The sequence below is a fragment of the Chryseobacterium sp. S90 genome, from assembly GCF_047444895.1.
Classification (GTDB): domain Bacteria; phylum Bacteroidota; class Bacteroidia; order Flavobacteriales; family Weeksellaceae; genus Chryseobacterium.
Genome location: NZ_JBLGCX010000012.1, coordinates 42,417 through 63,948, shown reverse-complemented (window position 1 = coordinate 63,948; position 21,532 = coordinate 42,417). Strand labels below are relative to the sequence as shown.

The 21,532-nt window shown below is 34.3% G+C and carries 21 protein-coding genes; 19 read left to right on the top strand and 2 right to left on the bottom strand.

The features are described from left to right. The first annotated feature begins 7 nt into the window (after positions 1-7). The 15 genes from tssK to ACLMCG_RS22235 all read left to right on the top strand — a co-directional run bounded on the left by tssK (position 8) and on the right by ACLMCG_RS22235 (position 13,667). The gene (gene tssK, locus ACLMCG_RS22305; protein WP_413961325.1) at positions 8-1,162 is read left to right on the top strand and encodes a type VI secretion system baseplate subunit TssK; all 1,155 of its coding nucleotides are present in this window, start codon (positions 8-10) and stop codon (positions 1,160-1,162) included. Between the two features lie 21 nt (positions 1,163-1,183). Next, on the top strand, positions 1,184-1,696 hold the full coding sequence (gene tssO, locus ACLMCG_RS22300) for a type VI secretion system TssO (protein ID WP_413961324.1): 513 nt from the start codon (positions 1,184-1,186) through the stop codon (positions 1,694-1,696). Then, the gene (locus ACLMCG_RS22295) at positions 1,696-2,235 is read left to right on the top strand and encodes a hypothetical protein (RefSeq protein WP_413961323.1); all 540 of its coding nucleotides are present in this window, start codon (positions 1,696-1,698) and stop codon (positions 2,233-2,235) included. Before tssO ends, ACLMCG_RS22295 begins: the two co-directional genes overlap by 1 nt. A 77-nt stretch (positions 2,236-2,312) precedes the next feature. After that, positions 2,313-2,774 (top strand): GPW/gp25 family protein, encoded by a 462-nt coding sequence (locus tag ACLMCG_RS22290; RefSeq protein WP_413961322.1) that lies wholly within the window; start codon positions 2,313-2,315, stop codon positions 2,772-2,774. Between the two features lie 5 nt (positions 2,775-2,779). Continuing rightward, positions 2,780-4,603 carry a type VI secretion system baseplate subunit TssF gene (locus tag ACLMCG_RS22285; RefSeq protein WP_413961321.1) on the top strand — a complete coding sequence of 608 codons (1,824 nt, stop codon included), beginning with the start codon at positions 2,780-2,782 and terminating at the stop codon, positions 4,601-4,603. An 80-nt stretch (positions 4,604-4,683) separates the two neighbouring features. Then, on the top strand, positions 4,684-5,133 hold the full coding sequence (locus tag ACLMCG_RS22280; protein WP_413961320.1) for a hypothetical protein: 450 nt from the start codon (positions 4,684-4,686) through the stop codon (positions 5,131-5,133). Between the two features lie 10 nt (positions 5,134-5,143). Beyond that, positions 5,144-6,502, top strand: coding sequence for a DUF5458 family protein (locus ACLMCG_RS22275; RefSeq protein WP_413961319.1), 1,359 nt, complete (start codon positions 5,144-5,146; stop codon positions 6,500-6,502). Between the two features lie 307 nt (positions 6,503-6,809). Then, positions 6,810-7,196, top strand: coding sequence for a type VI secretion system tube protein TssD (gene tssD, locus ACLMCG_RS22270; protein ID WP_413961318.1), 387 nt, complete (start codon positions 6,810-6,812; stop codon positions 7,194-7,196). Between the two features lie 89 nt (positions 7,197-7,285). Next, positions 7,286-7,672: a type VI secretion system tube protein TssD gene (gene tssD, locus ACLMCG_RS22265; RefSeq protein WP_413961317.1), complete on the top strand. Its 387-nt coding sequence runs from the start codon at positions 7,286-7,288 to the stop codon at positions 7,670-7,672. Positions 7,673-7,724: 52 nt separating this feature from the next. After that, on the top strand, positions 7,725-9,791 hold the full coding sequence (locus ACLMCG_RS22260; RefSeq protein ID WP_413961316.1) for a type VI secretion system Vgr family protein: 2,067 nt from the start codon (positions 7,725-7,727) through the stop codon (positions 9,789-9,791). Positions 9,792-9,882: 91 nt separating this feature from the next. Next, positions 9,883-10,221 carry a DUF4280 domain-containing protein gene (locus ACLMCG_RS22255; protein WP_413961315.1) on the top strand — a complete coding sequence of 113 codons (339 nt, stop codon included), beginning with the start codon at positions 9,883-9,885 and terminating at the stop codon, positions 10,219-10,221. A 906-nt stretch (positions 10,222-11,127) separates the two neighbouring features. Continuing rightward, positions 11,128-11,721 (top strand): Crp/Fnr family transcriptional regulator, encoded by a 594-nt coding sequence (locus ACLMCG_RS22250; protein WP_413961314.1) that lies wholly within the window; start codon positions 11,128-11,130, stop codon positions 11,719-11,721. Between the two features lie 278 nt (positions 11,722-11,999). Further along, on the top strand, positions 12,000-12,356 hold the full coding sequence (locus ACLMCG_RS22245; RefSeq protein WP_413961313.1) for a hypothetical protein: 357 nt from the start codon (positions 12,000-12,002) through the stop codon (positions 12,354-12,356). Between the two features lie 491 nt (positions 12,357-12,847). Next, entirely contained in the window at positions 12,848-13,330 is a 483-nt protein-coding gene (locus ACLMCG_RS22240; RefSeq protein WP_413961312.1) for a hypothetical protein, read from the top strand. Between the two features lie 64 nt (positions 13,331-13,394). Beyond that, positions 13,395-13,667, top strand: a complete 273-nt coding sequence (locus ACLMCG_RS22235) for a hypothetical protein (RefSeq protein ID WP_413961311.1) — start codon at positions 13,395-13,397, stop codon at positions 13,665-13,667. Positions 13,668-13,962: 295 nt separating this feature from the next. On the opposite strand, the gene ACLMCG_RS22230 is transcribed toward ACLMCG_RS22235, so the two are convergent. Further along, entirely contained in the window at positions 13,963-14,205 is a 243-nt protein-coding gene (locus tag ACLMCG_RS22230; RefSeq protein WP_413961310.1) for a hypothetical protein, read from the bottom strand. A gap of 858 nt (positions 14,206-15,063) precedes the next feature. After that, complete coding sequence (locus ACLMCG_RS22225) at positions 15,064-15,870, bottom strand: hypothetical protein (RefSeq protein WP_413961309.1); 807 nt, start codon at positions 15,868-15,870, stop codon at positions 15,064-15,066. A 350-nt stretch (positions 15,871-16,220) separates the two neighbouring features. Between ACLMCG_RS22225 and ACLMCG_RS22220 the strand changes: the two genes are divergently transcribed. From ACLMCG_RS22220 to ACLMCG_RS22205, 4 genes are all read left to right on the top strand, one after another. Next, entirely contained in the window at positions 16,221-17,486 is a 1,266-nt protein-coding gene (locus ACLMCG_RS22220) for an FISUMP domain-containing protein (protein ID WP_413961308.1), read from the top strand. A 615-nt stretch (positions 17,487-18,101) separates the two neighbouring features. Next, positions 18,102-18,674: a CinA family protein gene (locus ACLMCG_RS22215; protein WP_413961307.1), complete on the top strand. Its 573-nt coding sequence runs from the start codon at positions 18,102-18,104 to the stop codon at positions 18,672-18,674. Positions 18,675-19,070: 396 nt separating this feature from the next. After that, positions 19,071-20,243 (top strand): DcaP family trimeric outer membrane transporter, encoded by a 1,173-nt coding sequence (locus ACLMCG_RS22210; protein WP_413961306.1) that lies wholly within the window; start codon positions 19,071-19,073, stop codon positions 20,241-20,243. A 360-nt stretch (positions 20,244-20,603) separates the two neighbouring features. After that, positions 20,604-21,395 (top strand): glycosyltransferase family 2 protein, encoded by a 792-nt coding sequence (locus ACLMCG_RS22205; protein ID WP_413961305.1) that lies wholly within the window; start codon positions 20,604-20,606, stop codon positions 21,393-21,395. Positions 21,396-21,532 lie beyond the last annotated feature (137 nt).

Genomic DNA, 21,532 nt, shown 5'->3' with positions numbered 1-21,532 from the left:
AAATAAAATGATAGAAAAGTTAAAACATTTTCCTGTGCACTGGATGGATGGGATGAAGATTAATAAAAGCCATTTTACAGATATACAAAATTTTATAAGTGACTCGGTACGTGATTCAGTCGCAGTTCATACATCTCCTGTAGATTATGGTCTTCTGCCTGTTAATGATGCTATCAAAGTCAATATGTCTGTAGATCAGCACAAATTACTAAAGGTTTCCATTGAAGAGTGCCAGGCTGTTACACCGAATGGCTGCCGAATTGATGTCAGTACACAAGATACAGGATTTTCTGAACATTTACAGCCGGTTGCGAACTATGTGGTCAAGGATGAAGAAGATCTCAACCTAATGGTCTGTATTTCTGCAAATCACTTCAATAGAGTTCCTTTTGGAGAGCCTGATCCCGATGAGAATCCTCCCAGGTATCCTTATACAAAGCCGGGACATTCTTTGCAGCTTATTGCGGAAAGTGAATTGAGAAGCACACTGGGATTTGGGACGGGGTATCTTACAGTTGCAAGAATATTTGTAAGAGCCGGAGAATGTACTATGGATGCAGATTATATTCCTCCTTGTGTAAGTGTATCAAGTCATCCAAAATTAAAAACACTGTATCTTGAAATTGACCGCTTTTATAGTCAGGTTGAGCTTTTTGCATCTCAGATCAGACAAAAGATCCGTGCTAAAAAGCAGAATAACCTCTTATCGGTAATAGTGGATGATATGGCAGATAAAGTTGTATGTTACCTGGGATCAGAAGTAAACCATTACCGATGGTCTGCTCCTTATGCTCCTCCGATCTATATGTTTTCATCAGTGATTGCTTTAGGAAGGATACTTAAGAATTGTATAGAAACCTATACGGGCTGCGGAAAAGAAGAGTTGTTGAATTACTTAACAGAATGGTGCAATATAAACCAGGGAGATTTTGAATCAATTTTTTCTGAAGTGCTGAATGCTGACTATAATCATAATCAGGTGGGTTCGGTAATCATTAAAATAGAGCGTTTTATCAAAACTGCGGAAGAGATGTTTTCCATTCTTAACCAATTGGATTATATCGGTAAAAAAAGAGACGGTAGTATTTTTGTTTCTGAGAATCCGGATCAACGTGATGCTATCATTCATTCCAAACGAAACCAGTCTTTTCTAGCCGATTAATAATCCTATGAATATTGAATTATGGAAATCCTTAATAAAAAAGAAAGATTACGTGCATTTCTGTTTTTTATTCTTTTCTTTTTGATTGCTGTATCTACCTTGGTTGTCGGCTTGTTTTTTAATACTTATTTTCCTTTTAAGGAGAACTCATTGTTAAAAGCCGAAAATGTAACACTTAAAAAAGAAATGGAGATTCAGGATCATGTTTCGTTTCAATTAGAGAAAGTAAAGTCTGCTGTAGATTCGATAGGAGCTCCGGGGAGGAATGATTTCTTTAATGAAAACCTGGCTTTATCACTGCTTGCAGACATGTATCAGCATCTTCCTAAAGATAGTATTAAAAATGAAGTAATGTATAATAACATCATTATTGGCTATAAAGAACTTGTGGATAGGAAGAAAGAAATCAAACGATTATCCTCAAACGGAAAGGCAGCAGACAGTTTACAGGCACTCAATAAGATACTGAAACAGGAGTACGATAAGATTAAAACTGACCTTGATGTTTGCCGTCAATTATATAAAGCTCAGTAATGGACACTCTCAAAACCTATTATACTGTATTTTTTATTGTTTTTGGCGCGATGTTTTTGCAGGCACAGGCGGTAGGAGATTCTACTTTGAAAGCAGCACAGTTCGATTGTAAAATAACACAGACAAAGGAAAAACTTCAAAATAAATATTTTGTCACTACGCAGAACCTGCAGCTCAGAGCGAACAATGAAAAATTTGTTTATGCGGTGATGCAATTAGGAAAAAGGGGCCATCATATTTTTATGTACATCAGGATTATAGATAAAAATGTGTGTATTAAAAAAGATCAGATCCTTGAAATACAGTATATCAGTGGCGAAACAGTTAGTTATAAAAATGACTATTCAGTGAACTGCGATGGGATCTTCGTTAGAAAATTTGATAAAAAAGAATTAAAGAAAATCAGTGAAAATGAGATGATTGCAATTAAAATATACACCTACCAAAAAAACTATGAATTTTTAGTCAGCAATACACTGAACTATGATATTAACAATCAGATTCATTGTCTGGCTGCTTATAGGATCAAATCAATGTAGTAAGGATAGCTCATCATTAAGACAGAGTTGATGTAAGCCGGTTATGTAATTACTGCTTGATCATATAAAAACTTATAATGGGTCAAAAATCATTTAAAAATATCATTGCAATGAAAGGAATTTATTATAAAATACCCATAGACTTTGCCAAGATTATGGATGAAAGAGATACTGAAAAGGTGTCAATTGAACAATCGATTAGCCAACATATTTTTATTATTGTTACAACCCCTTTAGGAAGGTGCAAATTTGATGACAGTTTCGGAGCTGAAATTTTTGAAGTTGACTTTGATCTTCCAAAAAGTGATAACTCAGTCAAGGAGTTTATTGCAAGGACTGTCACAGAATCCATTGTCAAACATGAGCAGAGGCTTTTACTGGAAGATATTGAAGTGGCAGTTAAAAATACAGATATTGGAAAAGCAGACAGAAAAAGAGTAAAGAAAAAGGTAATGGTCTCAGTAAAAGGATTAGTTAAAGAAACGGACAGACCTTTCTTCTTTCAAAAATCATTTTTTATAGGACCTCTTTCATATTAAGTCATATGAATCAAGAAAAAATAAAAGACAGAATATTTCGCAGAGCGGCAAAACTCTGGGGATATAATGAGGTGAGGGCAGATTCTTCCTTTGACCCTATTGTAGGTCTTATGCTATCAGCAACGGCCTCGGAACTTGAAAAGTTAGGATTTGAATTGGAAAGTTCCAAGGCACGGATTATAGAGCGTGTTCTTGAAGTGTTGTTTCCAGAGGAGATTTCCGGAGTAGTTCCTTCCAGATCGCTGCTTCAGGTGTTTCCTGCTGAAAATGGTTCTAAGATATCATTACATGATCATTTTAAAATGGAAAAAAAGATATCGAATGGACTTCATCGCAATGAGACTACGGGCAAAGATATTTACTTCTGCCCAACAATGGAAGCCTACCTGACTACAGCCAGGATCGAATATATTGCTCATGGTAAGGTTATTAAGGAGATCACGAATTCTTTTCCCGGAATTGTACTGCAGAAAAGTGATCGCCATATTCCGGCAGGGGAAATCTGGGTAGGTATGCACGCTCCTGATAATGAAAACCTGGAAAACCTGATGTTTTACATTGACATTAATAATCAATATCAGAAGGAATTATTTTCCCATTATATCAAACAGGTCAAGGTGTATTCCGGAGATCAGGAATTTGAGCTTACCCAAGGGTATAACACAGACCAGCGGCCCATTGACTTTGAAGATATTCTTATGAAGAACTATCTGGAGCTTGAGCATATATATCAGGAAGTGAATGCTTATTATTATTCCCGTTACTTTACTGTAAAGCAAAAAATAAAACCTGCTGAAAAAGGCCGGCATGAAGAGCTTTTTATCCGGTACTTTCCTGACTGTACACTTTCTGAAGATGAAGATCTGGTTTGGCTTAGATTTAAGTTTCCCGAAGCCGTTGAAGAGGATGTGCTGCAAAATATCAGTATTATTCTTAATTGTGTTCCGGTCATCAATATCTATAATATTAAGACCTACAGAAGAGCTTTAGGAAGATTTGACATCCTTCCGATTCAATCTGAAGATCATTTTTTAGCTTTGGATTATGTTGCTGATGATGTAGGACGAAGATTTGATGTAAGAAATTATTCTACAGAAGGAGATGACGCTTCGGCTATTCTGAGAAAGGGAGGGGTCTGTAGGTTTGATAGGCGGAATGCCTCAGAACTACTGCAATATCTTTTAGAAGTGATAAAAGATGAAACCGCTGCGTTTTCAGCAATTGGGGGTGATTCAGCCCGGGAGATGCTTGTACAGATCAATCAGAATATTGCAGCATTGCACCAGCTTGCCCAGGAAAAGAATTTCTCATACATCCATAATCCATATCTCATTATAAAAGGTAACAGTTTGAAGTCTGAAGCGTCTTATAATATCTCTTATTGGAATACACAGGCGCAGGAGGCTAATCATATCAGGCCGGGTACTTTATTTATTGCTGACCAGCCTGGAACTCTGGCGTGTGAAAGAAGTTCTGTTATGATCACCACTTCATTTGGCGGAAGGAACAGTCTCTCACCTCAGGATAAGATTTTAGAATTCAGAAGAGCATTGCTCAGTAGAGGAAGAGTGGTAACCCCAGCAGATATTAGAGAGTCTGCTATGGGGCATTTCAAAGATGCAATAACAGATGTCAAAATAGAAAAAGGAATTAAAAAGGAAGTCGCCTTAAAAGAAGGGTTTAGCAGAACAATAGATGTTCATCTTTTTAGAAATCCCATCATTAAAGACATCCATGAGGATGAATGGAAATACTTATGTGACAGCTTCTTGCTTACACTTGAAAACAATTCAGCTAATATGCTTCCTTACAGGATTTTTGAGCATTAGGCATATTACTGATCACTCGCGTGTCAATACTGATCTGGCCGCAATAAAGACGATGACAAAATAATTAAAAAATACATACTATGTTATTAAACAAAGGAATTGGAGGGAATGAAGTACCACCAGAAATAAGCGAATCCATTTTTGAGATTCCTCAGAACAGAACGCTATTGGCACAAAAATTAACCGCTCACGATCCCGTTAAACCCGAACTGATAGAAGGGTTAGATACGGTAGAGAAAGTTTTTGAGCATTTTAAACCGGAAATTAAAGTTGATTTTGAGGATGAAAATGGAGCCTCTAAAATAGAATCCCTCAAGTTTAATAATCTGGGAGATTTCGGAATAAAAGGTATTACCAAACAGAGTGATTTTTTGTCAGGATTAGAAACAGAAAAAAATCAATACCAACAGATCATCAGACAGCTGAAGACCAATAAGATATTAAAAGCTGCTATAGAAGATCCGGATGCCAGAAAAGCCTTATACAGTACTTTGCAGTCTTTGATCCTTGAATTAGAAAATAACAATTAAAACACGTATTATGGACAAGCAACAACAATTACAGCAACATACTACTCAGGAAAGAATCAGAGAAAATTATGTGCCGTCGGACCACCTGGCAGCGTTGGCCCGTTATGGCGGTTTCGACCTGCTGGAAATATCCATTGATGGAGTACAGAATATTAATCCCGACAGAAAAGCCAGAAAAAGAATTTTTTTGACTGAACCAGGTAAAGAAAAAGAAAGGGAAACCTTGAAAAAGACACTGAAACTATGGGCAAGTGTATTGGCTAACAGCGAATCATTATCAGATATGATTACAGATTGTGAAGAAAGGAAAAAATTTGCGGAGCAGCTCTTAGTGAACAATTTATCGAAAGCAGTTGAAGATACCAGGGAAATAGAAGGTAATTACAGAACCGTTGCTTTATTCTACAAAAATACGGAATCGGCCAAGGTGAAAAATATCACTGTTGTCAATGCGACACTTGAGCAGTTAAAAGATCTGGATAATACCCGTTTTATTGATACGATACATACGGAACTCACAGATAACTATGATAGACTTGATCTCAAAAATAATTATGGAATTTTGGTTATTCCGGGATATCTGGGGTCCAACAAGGTCATAGAAAAATGGGCAAAGCTGGTCTATGAAAATAAAGTAATGCTTGTTACAGATTTTGAGCACCTTGATGAACCGGATGATGTGATGGAAATGTTTGATCAGGCATATCTTACAGGAGGAGATGTATACAGGTCAAATGTTTTGATGACCTGCAACTGGTTAGTAGGAAGGGGAAGGTTTGAAGAAATTGAAGAGCGGGAAAATATGTATATACCTCCTTCTACGGCGTTAGCGGGAAAAATTTATAAAACACTGATGTCCCAGGTTACGGCAGGAAAAAAATTCGGAGGAATTAATGAAGTGGAGGGAGTAAAATTTGATCTTAAAAAAAGTGAAATTGCCAACCTTGAGAATTTAGGACTTATTCCCATGGTCAATGAATATGGAAAGGTAATGGCCTTTTCTGGAAAAACCCTTTTTAATGGAGATAATTTAGGGCTACAGACGTATTCCGTAGTTCGTGTTTTTGACTATGTTACTAAAGTTCTGATGGATTTTCTCAACAGAAGAGCATTCGAAAACTTTACAGCGGTGACCCGTAAAGAAATAATGAATCAGATTGTTGGTTTCCTGGATAGTATTGCTGGACCCGGTAAATTAATAGAAAATTTTGAGATCAAGAGATTTGAGCAAGATCCCATTCAGAAGGACAGAATTCACCTGGATATTCATATGAAGCCTTATTTCCCGGCTAAGAACTTTTTGATCAAAATGGATGGTCATAAAGGAGATCAGGGTAATGAATGGGATACAGAATATAAACAAAACTAGGGGAGTATATTCAATTGTTGACTATATAAAAACATCAGTTACTATTCTACTGATAGATAAAAAACACAAAATATAATATAGGTAAACCAAGATAATGTAAAAATTAAGCAATGATTATGATAAGAATAATTAAAAAAAATTACAGTTACATTATTGAGTTTACCATTTCAATTAACATTACAAAATACCTGGACTTGCTGTAACAAACGGATATTTTTAAGGTTCCCGCCCCTGAAAACTATTAAAAGCAGCATGCTTAGGAAAACATTGTATTCAATAATTTATTAAACATTAAATTTTTAACATTATGTCATTTAAAGCAAAGTTAAAAGTGGCTGGTAAAGAGTATAATATACTTAAGGTCAGCTACGGATTATTTCAGGAAACTGATGCAACGGGAAGACCTTCCACCGTTACAAGAGGGGGGAAGATTGATATTGTATTAGAAGGAACGGGCGCTACTGATCTTTTTGAGTGGATGACCAATTCTTTTGAAAGGAAGGACGGGAGTATTGTATTCGCTAAGCGGGACAGTGAAGCAACGCTCAAAGAATTGAAATTCACAGAGGGGTATCTGGTAAAGCACAATGAAGATTTTGATTCTACGGGAGATAATCCACTGACTGAAACATTTACAATTTCAGCCAGAAAAATCGAAATGGGAACCGGGGCCTATGAAAATGAATGGGTATAAACCTTGAGTATAAGCAGTAGTAATTTGTTTACTACTGCTTATCTTATTTAATATATGTTTATTATTTTTAATCGTAAGCTAATCTATTTATGTCATTTTTATCCAAATTAGAACTAGATGGTACTACCTATAACATTCTTGAATGTCAATATGGTTTTACCCAAGCAACAGATAAAACCGGGAAGCCACAAGGAATCCCGCAGGGAGGGGAGATCATTATTAAAATTGAAAGTACAGGAAATTCCGAACTTTTGACCTGGATGCTGGATCATAATCAGACGAAAAACGGTAAGATTATTTTTTATCGTCGAGATGCGATCAGCAAACTTCAGGAATTGGTCTTTGAAAAAGCATATTGCATCGGATTTAAGGAGAAATTTGATGCTAACAGCACACAACCTTTACAAATTGAAATGCGCATGATTGCAAAGAAGTTTGATCTTAATAATGCAATTCATGAGAAAATGTGGAAATAACAAATGAATATTGAAGATTTAGAATTAAGTAAAATTTCAATGCAATTTTGACATGTCTAAGAAAATATCTACCCCTATATCATCTGATCGTTCATCGAGCGCATCCGGTGAGAGCTTCACTACACAGAGTCCTTCTCAGCTGGCCAATACTGTCCTAAAAGAAAAGGAAAGTCCTTTAGTATACTGCACATTGATGCTTGATGGAAAACCGTTTCTCGATAAATCAAGTTTTTCATTGGAGCTTTATCAGGTTACTAATGATCACGATTGTTTTAATATAATAGTCCCCGACGATGCATTAGATCGTTTTGAAGGTTATATTATGGAAAACTCCAAAAATACTCTTGGAAAAAATATAACCATTTCTTTCCATCGTTTTGGAAACATATGGCAGTCTTTCAGCGGTATTATTACCAATATTAAAAATAAGAAAGAAAACGGATATGGTAAGCTGATAATAACTGGAAATGCTCCAACGATTCTTCTGGAAAACGGCAAAGCCTGCCATAGCTTTGAAAACAGAAAACTTAATGAAATTGTAAAAGAACTAACAGAGGATCATGCAGAGATCAAGGTAATTATTGAAAACCTCAATACTCAGTATACCTTGCCTTATACTGTACAATATAAGGAATCGGATTATCAATTTATCAGAAGGCTTGCTATACGGTATGGAGAATACTTTTACTATAGCGGACAAGAAATGATATTTGGTAATAAAATACAGCCTACTGTGGTTCTTGAAGAAAATATTGATCTTATTGAGGTGGAGTTTGAGTTAAATATTAAGCCTCAGAATTTTGAGTATACTGTTTATGATGCAAAGAAGGGAATTAATACAAAAGCAAAATCCTCTTCTATCCGTTCGCAATATAAAGAAAATCACTTTCAGGCAATTGCTATTAATGCTTCTAAAGAAGTATATAAAAAGAAACAGCAGATGTTGTTCAATTACAGCGGTATTTCCGATGTTACAGAGAAAGAGCTTAAGGAGGCTTTAACGAAGGAAAAAGAAATCCGGGAAAACTTGGTGTGGGTAAGGGGGAAAAGTAAGGATCCGGCGGTAAAAATAGGAGGAAGGGTTCAGTTGATTGATATCAATGGAAAGGCAATGGAAACGTACCGGATTACTGAAATTACGCATTTTCATGATGGAAATATTTATTACAATGAATTTGCCGGGATTCCAGATTTATATATTGCTCCTTATCAGGATGGTGAAGCTGTCCCTATAGGTGAGCAGCAATCTGCAAGAGTAATAGATAATAATGATCCTTTGGGAATGGGAAGAGTGAGGGTGCAGTTTCCCTGGCAGGAAAACAAAGGGACCAGTTCACCATGGCTCCGTTTGCTTCAGCCTCATGCAGGTGGCGGAAAAGGATTTTATTTTGTACCCGAGAAGGGGGAGGAAATCTCAGTTGGATTTGAAAGTAATAATGCAGAAAAGCCTTACGTGATGGGAACCCATTATAACGGAATTGAAAAAAGCGACTTTCAGTCAGAGAATAATGCTAAAAAAGTAATTCAAACAAGGAGTGGTAACCGCATTGAAATGGACGATGAAGCGGGAAGTATTATTATTCGGGATGCCAGTAACAATACTATTGTTATGGATGGAAAAGGAAATATCGAAATTAATGCACCTAAAACGATTCATCTTACTGCGGGTGTAGAAATAAAAATGGTAGCCGGGGCTAAAATATCTGCTGCAACGATTAATATGGAGCAAACCATAGCGAATAAGCTAGAGATCACTGCAACGCAGATCAGTTCCAAGGCCATAGCAAAAATTGAACAGTCAGCTCTGGAAATTTCGGCAAGTGCCGAGAAAAAACTCGATTTAAAAGCGAAAGAACTTACATTGAAAGCTGAAGAAAAATTAATGTTGCATTCAGATAAGGAGGCTATTATCAATGGTAAATCTTCTGTGGACATAAAGGGTGGTAAAATCAGTATGGATAATAAGCCCAAAGGACCTGAAAAAACCAAGCAGGAAAAAGATCTGGATAAAATAAAGGAGATTGGTCTGGACAAAATTATTCCTGCAGGTGTTGATAAAGGGCTGGAATACGTGGACAAGTATAAAAAATTAACAACAGACCCTACCCAAAAAAAGTAGATGTAAATTTTTAATAGTAGTATCTGAGTCCTGAAAATTCAGCCAGGATTCAAGCCTCATTATTTTAATATTTAACTCAATTCGGACCTATATGCCTCAAATAATCACAGAAAAGGCTTCTATATCATGTGATAAAGGAGCCTCACCTTCATCGTTGATGGTTACAAGCAATTGCTTTTACAAAGCAGATGGCAAACTGATTGCTACAGAAGAAGATAAAAAAACAGAAATTAATATCGGCTCTTTCGGAATCTGTTCCGTTACCAAAATAAAATGTATACCGGTTATTGCAATCTGGGAGAATACTGCCAAGGGTACCTGTATTAATAATCACAAGATTCTTACAGACAAAAGTACCTGCCACTGCGCTATTGGTGGTAAAATATCTGTTGTGAATAAAGGACACGGTGAAAAGCATGAAATTGAATAAATAGAACACATTTCGTCTATTAAGAAATATTAGTTTTATCATAGTTGTGCTATAATAACCAGACCGGTACAGTTATAGAAAACCGGAATAAAAAGAGGAGACTTTGTGGTCTCCTTTCGCATGTCTAAAAGCCTATTGTGGCAGGCTGTTCCCGGCAGAGCTTACTTTCTCTTAGGTTGGGTGCTCAATTACTATTATCTTTTTATATGATTTAAATAATATAGTTTCTGGTAATTTGTCTATTAAAGTCCTAAAATTTTGCAGTAACATTGTTCTGAACTGAATAGGAATAAGATATTCCAATTCCTGAAATTTCTCCTAAGGTTTTTCCATTCAATGGCTAAGCATTTAAATCAAGATTTGGATCAGGTAGATCCTGTAGTGACCAAAATTAAGACTTATCAGCATATCACGATTCTAAGTAGATTTTATACCTGTCTTTACGAGCTTTGACTTGCGGTTGCTTAAACTTTACATCATAAAATTAAGCCATTTTTTGTAGGGACCTGATACTTTGTTACATAATTACCTTTCGCATTCTGCATCTAATTAGTTAAAAAATTACAATTTTTTAGTGATAATACGACCTTTGTTCAATTGATTTTTTAAAATGAACTATTTACATTTGTTCTGTTAATAATCTAATTTATTGATTCTTACTTACAGTATTGTGGTATCTGATACAATGATTCTCATATCTGTATAGTTATCCAGTTACACGGTATTCCCGAAATACTGCAACTAAGAACATGATCTGTTGTATCAAGAGATCTCGTTGCCAGTTTAATAGTATATGTATCTTAAATATCTACTATAATTACCGGCATTCTTTCAGGTATCGAAGCTTGATACTATTTCAAAACTATAACCTAAGTAATTTTATTCAACTTTTTTAAAAGGAGTAGTATGATAATAGACGAAGATTTGCTTTTAGCAAAGGGTGAAATTAGGTATTATAAACCGAATGAATTGATTTTTTGTGAAGATGAATTTCCTTTTTATTATTATCAAATAATAAATGGCAAAGTAAAGTTAAACAGTTATAAAGAAGAAGGAAAAGAGTTTATTCACAATATATTTTCAGACGGACAGAGTTTTGGTGAATATACGCTTTTTGCAGAAAAGCCATATCCCATGAATGCTGAGACTGTTACCCAAAGTAGTATTGTAAGGCTTCCAAAGCAGACTTTTTTGGAATTAGTAGGGCAAAGCACAGAATTATTATCGGTTATTGTAAAGAATCTTTCTCATGGAATGTACGATGAGTGCATCATTAAGAAATATCTTACCTCACTAAGCCCTGCGGTTAAAATAAGGGGATTACTAGATTATTTAAAAAGTTTTCAGAAAAAGAAAATTTTGTATTCTTTTAAAATACCCTTAACCAGAAATGAGATGGCTTGTCTTACCGGACTTTGTGAGGAAACGGTCATCAGAACATTAAAAAAAATGGAAAAGGATAAGATTGTTACCATCAGGAAAGGAAAAATTTTTTATTAGACTTACTGGTTGTATATGCTGAGACCCTTTATCATTTAGCTTTTATTGTTCCAATAAGAGTCTAAGATTCGATGTGATTTTATCAAGAACTAAAAGTTAAATCTGAGCCTAGTGGAATGAAAGATCGCTAAACAGTAATTATTTTCAAAAACCTGTTTAATGGGTTAATTTTTGTATGCTAACTCATTGCTTTTTAAAGATATACTTATACCATGTCCAGATTGACCAGTATTAAATTTTATAGACAAATTAGCAACGCCAGGAGAGACAAGCAGTTGTTGGAAAAAAATGACATTAATAGTTTTATTACCAATGAGAACCTTGTTCTGGCTGATTGGCTGCTTTCGCAGGCTATAGGTGAAATACAGCTGCAGGTTTTTGATGTTGATGTTGAAGATGCCATAAAGATCCTCAGAAAAAATCATGGAAATGATGATGTATTCCTGGCAGATGATATCAGAGCAGCAGATTATCGATTAAATCCGATGTGTGCCCGATGTGGGTCCCATCATATTTTTCAGATTGAAAAATTGGGAGGGATTTTCGATACATGCTGGTATTTTCTTGGGTTTCCGGTTGAAATTTCAAGAACGTATTACTACTGTTATCATTGTGATGGTGAATTTACTTGTTAAAGCCTGAAGCCTTAAGAATAGTGCTTTTTAGAGATATTGAAATAAGATGATAATGACTCGATAGAAGAGAATACTGGTCTCTGTACTTTATTATGTGTAATTGACTAATCAGAGCTATATTTTACGGTGTCTTACACTGTATTCCGATAGATGAAAAACTACAGTTAGTTAATGATAATACGAGAGTTATTGCATGAAATATGGGAAATATCTTTTTAGATTTGTAATTAATCTTTGGAGAATATTTCATCATGTTACAATATTTGAAATATTTAAGTCTAAATTATTTGTTTTTCATTATCCGGTGTTGGGTAAGACCATTACCGGATATTGTTTTAATAGTATACTAAAATATAAAACATTATTTCTGTCATTTAATAAGCAGAGGATATGGGCATTTGAAAATCAGCACAGCGCTAAAGAAGAGTAAATCACAGATCTAAAAAATCAGAGATGTTAACATCAATTATATTAATGCAAAAATCAGTCTTATGCAAAAATTATGTATTTTTCTTCTATCAGGTTTAATGGTCTTATCTTGTTCTAATAAAACATGTAACACAAGGAAGTCCCATCATTCAGCTATACAAAATATACAATTAGCCGATACACTTAAAGCCGTTGAAAATCTGGATGCTCAAAGAAAAGTTACCGATGCTGTCATTACCCGTATTGTAGATATGCGTCAGTTTCCTGTTGAAATTCAAGAAGAATTGACTAATGAAAATCAGAAATTAGTATTACAGTTGAGAAACATCACAAGAACTAAAATTTCCGGACGTATCATTCCTGAATCTGGACAGGACAATATCCGCTTTAATAACATTGAGCTCAATCAACGAAGTATTGACGGCCCTTTTGGAAAGGATTTTGAATACGAGCTGAATCAGGTAGGAGACTACAGTATTGTTATACAAAAAAGTTTAATGGCTTCCGGGAGCCAGGTCGGGAAATTTCGACTTATTCTGAAATAATGATCTAAGCCTGTTTATTGGTGTTAGGTTCATCCTAATCTGTGTTTAATTAAAATATTAATATATGAAAAATGTAAATCAATTTATTAGTAATGCTCCATTTGATAAAGTTATTGTATTTGACAAGGATGGTAACCAGACTATTTTAACAACGTACAAGATTGTTATAGAAATGGATAAAAAACAATATTTTATTGAAAATAATCCTCATCCTAGAAAACCGAATGGACTCAGTATTTACTTTGATGCTGACCGGGATAATCCAAAATATTTTGCGATATATCCCGGTGGTGCTAATCTGTTACATTTGTCTATCAATCCCTGTGAAGATTTATAACACTGTGTTTTCATTTTTTCGTAATGATACTGTTTCTAAGAAAAAAGGAGTGGAATTCATTCATTTCCCGGAAAAGATTACGTTACTGATTTCATTACGAAGCTTGCTCAGGTTATTATTAAAATTATTTCTGAAAGACGTGATATGGCTGATTATGGTAAATATATTTTGAACTGTAAGGGATGTGATGTTATATTTTATTGGCTTCAGGATAATCTGTTCTAACAATTTAAGACCTTATTACCATTTAGTCATTAAAATTATTGCAACATGCGTTTGTTTTTTTTAAAACTCCTTATCTGCAATTGAGAATCAGATCTTCACATATCCTATACACCATATATTTATTGTCGGTCGAAAATTTAATACAGGATTGATCATTAAATCTTTTTGGATCTTTCCTGTATTCATCCATATATCTTTGGAAATCCTCTGCTTTTGAAGGCAGAATCATAATCTCCGACTCCTTAAAATTTCTTAACTCTTCCAAACTTTTTAAAATTTCTTTTTTGTGGCTTAATGCTTGATTATAGTCCATGATTATTGATTTTATTATTGAAACTAGAATGGGTAGCTTATAAAATAGGCTGGTAGACTATTACGTCATTTTTTGAGTCTGATTATGAATAAAATATTCAGCTTACATTCTGTACGCTATTCACAAAAAAGTTTGGGTGGTATATCTTCTTCAAAAATACTTAAAAAAGTAGTATTAAGCAAGTTGTTGTTTGTTTTTTTAGATGATATTGTGCTGTATATCAATTATGTACGCAGGTTGGTATTTGTATTTTTACAACCTGGATTTTATATGCTTGCTATTTAATTAAATGAGTTTTTCAGAATAAAAACCTTTTAATTGTATTGCCATGGATGAAATAGACCTACTGAAGCGGTATTGTTGGAATCGTTTGTTTTAAAAAAGTAAACTTTAAGAAGAAAATACTTCAGAATTTAAATACAGAAGAAAATACTTCCTGAGAAATTTCAATGTAGGCAAATTACTTTATGTCATTAAAAAACTATATATGGTTAGTGAAAATATTACTGATGCTTATGCATGTTATGAGAAGAAAGAATCTTGTAGTTTATTATTAAAAGATTTCGATTTGTAGTTAAATAACTACCGTTTGTTAAAAATAATATGACTGTTTTTGCGTATGAAAATGAAAAGGTTCTTTATAAATTTGTTTGCAGACCTAAGTAGTATTATTCATTATCTTGATCGAAGGTGTATTTTTAAACAACAGGTCTGAAAGATTATTATTTTATAATCCGGCTTATGCCGGATTTTATTTTTATCACCTGATATATTGTAGTTCACTGCAGACCAACTTATTATTGAAATAAGGTTTTATTAAAGCTTCTGAATTTTAGAAAGTAAAGCGTTTTGTTTCGTCTACATTGTATATAATATCTCTATCCAGTTTTTAATGAATCTATCTTGTTTGGTTTTAGATAGTATCTCTAAGGAAAGATAAGGATTAAGGTCTTCTAATTCAACAAGGAGAAGAGAGTCATCCAAAAGACAGCATGCATTCACTCTTGTTATTCCTCTCTTGAGGCTGTTCCATTTAACAAATTGATCTGCAAATTCAATTTCCACAGCTGATGGGGTGTATTCAATGAGTTCCCACCTTTTATTTTTTTCCGGTGCATATAAAGCATATTGAAACCGGTCATTGAGATAAAAAAAAGAGACTTCATATTTAAAGTCAATAAAAGGTTGTATAATCTTACCATCAAGTTCTACCGAATGTATATCTTTATAACTCACTTTTTCCTGGCCTTTCGAATCTGCTCCATTTTTCAATTTAACCATATAATTTTCAGAAGTTCCCAGTCTGTCCAGTTCATTTAAATTTTCTACAGTTGGAATAACAGGAAACTTATTCTTTGTCAATTGCAATAAATAATCTTTCCCTCTCTGATCACCTTTTCTATCTAATGAATTGAATGTCAGTAGATTTCTCTTCTTAACATTATGAACAAATTCTTTAAAGCAAGATTCATATTCGATGACAGATCCTGTGTTTCTAAAAATAATAATATCTGAACATTCAAGATAGGAATTTACCTGATGGGGATGGCCTATGAGGATATTAAAATAATTTTTCAGTTTTGATGTAATATATAGATCTTCTTTATAATAGGCTCTTCCTTTGGCCTTATAATAAAAATCTGTAAGGTATAAGATAGTTTTCATACTGAACAAGGTATATTTAGTAAAAGTAAGGGTAATTGGTGTTCCTTTAATATCACTATGTGTAGTTGTATTTGGATTTTAATATCAATATACAGCTGATTTTTGTTTATTGATTTAGATAAAAAACTACAGCTTGCTAGTTATAATATGACCAAGTATCAATAGTTTGTTTACTAATGAGATGTTAAATTTGTAATGTGATTTCTTTGTAACAATTTAATGAAAGGCAATGAGGCGGTATTGAAATATAGACTAAAAATGATAGGGAAGAGAATCAATAAATAGAGAGTTGTTATCTTTCCGGTATTCATCATATAATTAATCATTTAAATATTTAAGTTATGATAAAAATGAACTTATTACCCCTATTTTTCTTAGGTGCCCTATCCTATGGGCAGGTAGGAATCAATAACGTAGCTCCAAAAATTACTTTGGATATAACAAGTAAAACTGCAGATGGAAGTACTTCCGAAGGTTTTATGCTTCCTCGTATAACAGGTAATGCCCTCAAAGCGGCTGAAACAGCCGGGGTTTATACTGATAATCAGCATTCCGCTCTTGTATTCGTTACTGCAGCTCCCGATCCAGATAACCGTACGGGTCAGGTAGAAGGAATGGATGCTCCTGGTTTTTATTATTTTGATGGCGGCAGTAACCGCTGGGTGAAGATGATTTCAAGTGGAACCAGTATTGCAGCTGTTAGTCAGCTATCATGCTCAGGGGCTTCCGATATTGGAATATTAGTATCCGGAGATGTTGCGGCTGGTGTAACTACAAGCATTCCTTATAGCGGTGGTAATGGAGGTATTTATTCAGTATTTAATGTCAATTCAATAGGGGTAACTGGATTAACAGCAGTTCTTTCTTCCGGAACCTTGAATAACGGTAACGGAACGCTTACATTTAATATTACTGGTACTCCTTCTGCAGCAGGTACTGCTATTTTTGATATTGACTTTGCAGGGCAGACCTGTGGCTTTAGTAGGACGGTTGAACCTCCGAGTAACTTTCCTGATGTCTCTCCGATTATTATTAATGGTCAGGCACGTCAGATTATGACGCATAACCTGGGGGGGGATATTACACAAGATCCTAATGTTCCAATCCAGGCAATTATGGGAAATTATTATCAATGGGGTAAAAAGAATGCTATTGCTACAGCGTATACGAATGCTAATACTATTTCAGGGTGGAGTACATCTGCTGCTGCTGATAAAGCCTGGAACAGCGGTACGGAAACAGCTCCTGTCAAGACCGCTAATGATCCATGTCCAGCAGGCTTCAGAGTACCTACTCAAAATGAATGGAATGGCTTTAACACTGCTAGTACTAAAAGCAATATTGGAACATGGGCTACTACCAGTACAAACGGAGCAACTAATTTCAGTGCTGCAAAAGTTTTTGTTAATAATGGAAATCAGATAACTTTTCCAACTGCAGGTTATCGTGACTATACTAATGGATCACTGGGTGGACGTGCTTTTGGAGGTTATTATTGGAGTAATACTGAAAATGCTGCCAGCTCAATCCGTTTTAACTTCACAAGTAGTGCCGTTACAGCTTCGAGTGGTAGTAGTCGCGTGAACGGTTTCTCAGTACGTTGTATATCAGAATAAATTTTATTCTTAGTACTATTTATTATCAAAATGAATGTTAATATATATTTTTACATTGTTATACCACATTACTGAAATATTTGACTTTCAGATTGAAAGTATCATTATATTTTAACCTATAGTTTATTTAACTAATAAATATATATTGTTACAACAACTTAAGACAACCATGATTTATTTAAATTAAAAATACAAAGTTCCTATATAAAATTGTAACCCTACGTCTTAAGAAGTGGTAATTATAAGGGAGCATAGTCCGTAGCTGCACTGATTGTTATTGAATTAAAATGAAGATTTATGCAAAAACATTTCTATTTCACTTTCAGTAGCAGTACGGAGCCCCCGCAAACATAATAATGTATTTCCCTATATAAGTTTTAATTACAGAAGAGACTTTCTCAAAATGAGAAAGTCTCTTTATTCTATTTTGATTATTGTGTCTAAAAACAATCAGTTATATAAAGCAGAGCCAGATCAAAAAAGTCTGAATTTATATTTAGAAACAGGATGGGATTGTGTAGAAAAAAGAAGGTGACTGTAATCATGATTTTCAATTTTTTATTTAGATAGTTTGGCTGTTTAAAACAACAAAATAATTATTAATAAAAACATCAAATGATTTTAAAAACCCTTCAAATTCCTGAAGCTGATCAGCTGCCGATTAAATCAATGATTTGCTTTATGATGGAATTGGAAAATTTATTCGAGTACATTGGAGAATATCTTCTTTCCTTTGGTGAAACAGTTGCCACCGCTGAGAGTGTCACCTCAGGATTTTTACAGTTTTCTTTCTCTCAGATGAAAGAAGCTTCCCGGTTCTTTAAAGGGGGAATGACTGCCTATACATTGAATGAAAAGGTAGGCCTTCTTTCCGTGAATAAAGATGAGGTCCGGCAATATAATTGTGTCTCTCGCCAGATTGCTAAAACAATGGCCCTGGAAGTTGCTTCCCTTTATAATACGGACTGGGCCATAGGTGTAACAGGCTATGCAGTACCCGCAAAAGAATCAAAAGGAAAAATTTATTCTTATTTTGCGATTGTCTACAAGGGAGAGGTCATACTTTCAGAAAAACTGGATCTGCACTCGAGAACAAAACCAATGAATGCTAAGTTATTCTATACTGAATTTATACTGGAATGTTTTAAGCTGGAGCTTCAAAAGCACTTTGGTAAATGTAAGCCCTGATTCATAATTATTTACTGAATACTCTCTGAGATTTATATAGCTTACTTTTTATGATATATCAATTTCTAAATAATATCTGATTCCGATTCTTTAAATTTTTATCCATCATAATAATGATGGAAGCCTCCAAATTATAGGGGCTTTGTCATACTTTCGGTTGTTAAACTTCCCGTTGGAGGGAGTTCTTATTGTTCATTTTTCTCATTTCGAAGTAGTGTTTTCAATTGTTAATCTATGAGTGAAAAACTGACTTTGCTCATGATTTGTTAAAATTTAGCACTATACATTTGTTTTTCTAAAGGAGTTTAATACGAATTAATCGCAAAAATTAAATATCCAATTCAGGAAAATAGAAACACAAACCTGTAAAAATTTACACAAAAACACAATAGTACGATGAAAAAAACGCAAAGATCTCTAATCTTGCTTGCTATGGCTGTTATTTATATAAAAGCCCCGGCACAAATTGTTCTCACCAAAACACAAACTGCTGATCATGAATTTGAGGTTTCCTTAAAACCTCTTTTACAGGCGAACTATGGAATTAATTTTCAAAATATGAGTGCAACGGACGGATTTGTTCCGCAAGCCATAGAAGTTCCTCAGCGTGATGATACAAAGGGGTATTTTAGTATGAAGCAGACCACGATCGGATTAGAAATAAAGAAAAAGAGTGCAATCAAAGAAAATTCTTTTTCGTCATATTTTGAAATAGATTTCTACGGGAAGAACGGAACTACATCACCTAGATTTAAGCATGGCTTTATACGTTGGAATGGATTCACAATCGGGCAGACAGCAAGTAATTTTTCTGATACTGAAATTTCCCCTAATATTTTTGATTTTAATGGTCCCAGCGGATTATTGTATTCCCGCAGAATACAAGTGAACTATTATACTCATATTTCTAAAAAAGGAATTCTTTCTTTATCTCTGGAGGACCCCAATACTCCCAGTATATCCCTTCCTGCAAATTCCTTAGGATGGAGGAAAAAAGCAATACTTCCATCATTCTCAACGATGTTCAGGTACGGTAATGAAAACAGCTATATCAAAGCAGGCGGTATTATTCTACCCATCAGCTATGCTATGAAAGAAAATGTGGAAGATAACTTTAAAACCCGTACTATTGCAGGCTGGGGTGTTATGATGTCAGGAAAATTAAGGCGTGATAAGAGAAATATTTTCAGTTTTGAAAGTTCTTTAGGAGATGGAATAGCTACCTACAATACAGATCTGAATGGAGAGAAGTACGATGCCGTGCCGGATCCCACCCATAAAGACCTTCTGGAAACGTTACAGTTATTTAATATTGTTGGAATTTATGAACATTGGTGGGATTCTAAATGGAGTTCTGCTACTTTTGCCAGTTACTCAAGGGTAGGCGGTAAAGATTTTGTTTCGGTAGATATGACAAAAAGCCTTTACCATATGAGCTTTAATCTGATTTTTCAACCCTACAAAAAGTTTAAAATAGGGATTGAAGCCAATTATGGTATAAAACAAACTTTTGATAATCACAAAGCTCATGCCTGGAAAATTCAAACATCTACCTCATTGAGGCTTTAGTAACAGTCTTAAAAAAGATTGATTAAATTAAAGAATTTTATATTGTGTAGTAGTTAAAAAATTACATATTATTAGTTAAAATACGACCTATTGTGTATTGTGAGTAGGAGAAGATATTTTTATTTTTACAATGTTGTTTTTAAAGCATCATTTCTATAAATGTATTTTTGTTAGGCGCTAAATAGTTTAGAGATATTTGCTGAATTATCATTCATCCGGCTAAGATTTGAGGTCTTTGTCGGATTTTTCTTAAGAATGTATTCTAAAGAATAAAGAAGTTGTCACCATTTTGCTGAAAATATTACGGACTATCCTGTAAATTTTGTTAAGACATTATCATATAAAACTAATACCGATCAAATGAAAATTTCAGTAATTATATCAGTTTATAACGCAGAAGACTTTGTTGTAAATGCTACGAAGTCTGCTCTTCAGTTTGACGAAGTCTGTGAGGTTCTTCTTATAGAATATGGATCTTCCGATAGCTCGCTGGATGTATGTGAAAGACTTACGGAGGACTACGGTAGGGTCAAGCTTTTGCAGTATAATCAATGCAGAAATAAGAAAGAGGTATCCGTCAGAAATTTAGGAATTGAACAAGCAGAGGGTGATTTTATTTCTTTTCTTGATGCCAGTAATTATTATCTTCCTAATCGTTTTGATGCTGAAAAAGAGCTTTTAAAACATCAGAAAGTAGACGGTGTCTATGGAGCAGTTGGAATACACTATTATTCACAGAATGCAAAAGAGAAATATTATCATTTATATAAAGACAATTTAATTCCTGGTTGTAAAAAATGTCATCCTAAAACCTTTATTCCAAGACAGCTTAATAAGGCTGATTTGTTTGACCAATTCAGTATTGATACATTAACAGTACGGAAAAACCGTTTACTTGAAAAAATGCATTGTCTTTTTACATCTTATTCCATGCAGGGAGATGTGGAATTTGTACTATCTCTTTCATATTATCTGGAATTATATTATGGAATTTTAAATGCACCTGTAGCTATGCAGGGAGTTCATGACCGTTGTAAAATGTTATGGGTTAGCAATAAAGAAGCTGATTCTCTTACAAAAGAGTCGGAACGTCAGATACGGTTTTTAAATTGGCTTATCAATTTGCAAACATTTAAAACATTAGTTAAATAGGCTTCATAGCGGTTTTGAATGTATAGTGACTGTTTGATAAGCTTATTATTGATCAGAGTCATTATACTGTCATTAACAAACTAATACTAAATCTAGATAATACTACATATTTCTTACTGTATTACAGGTTATTAGTT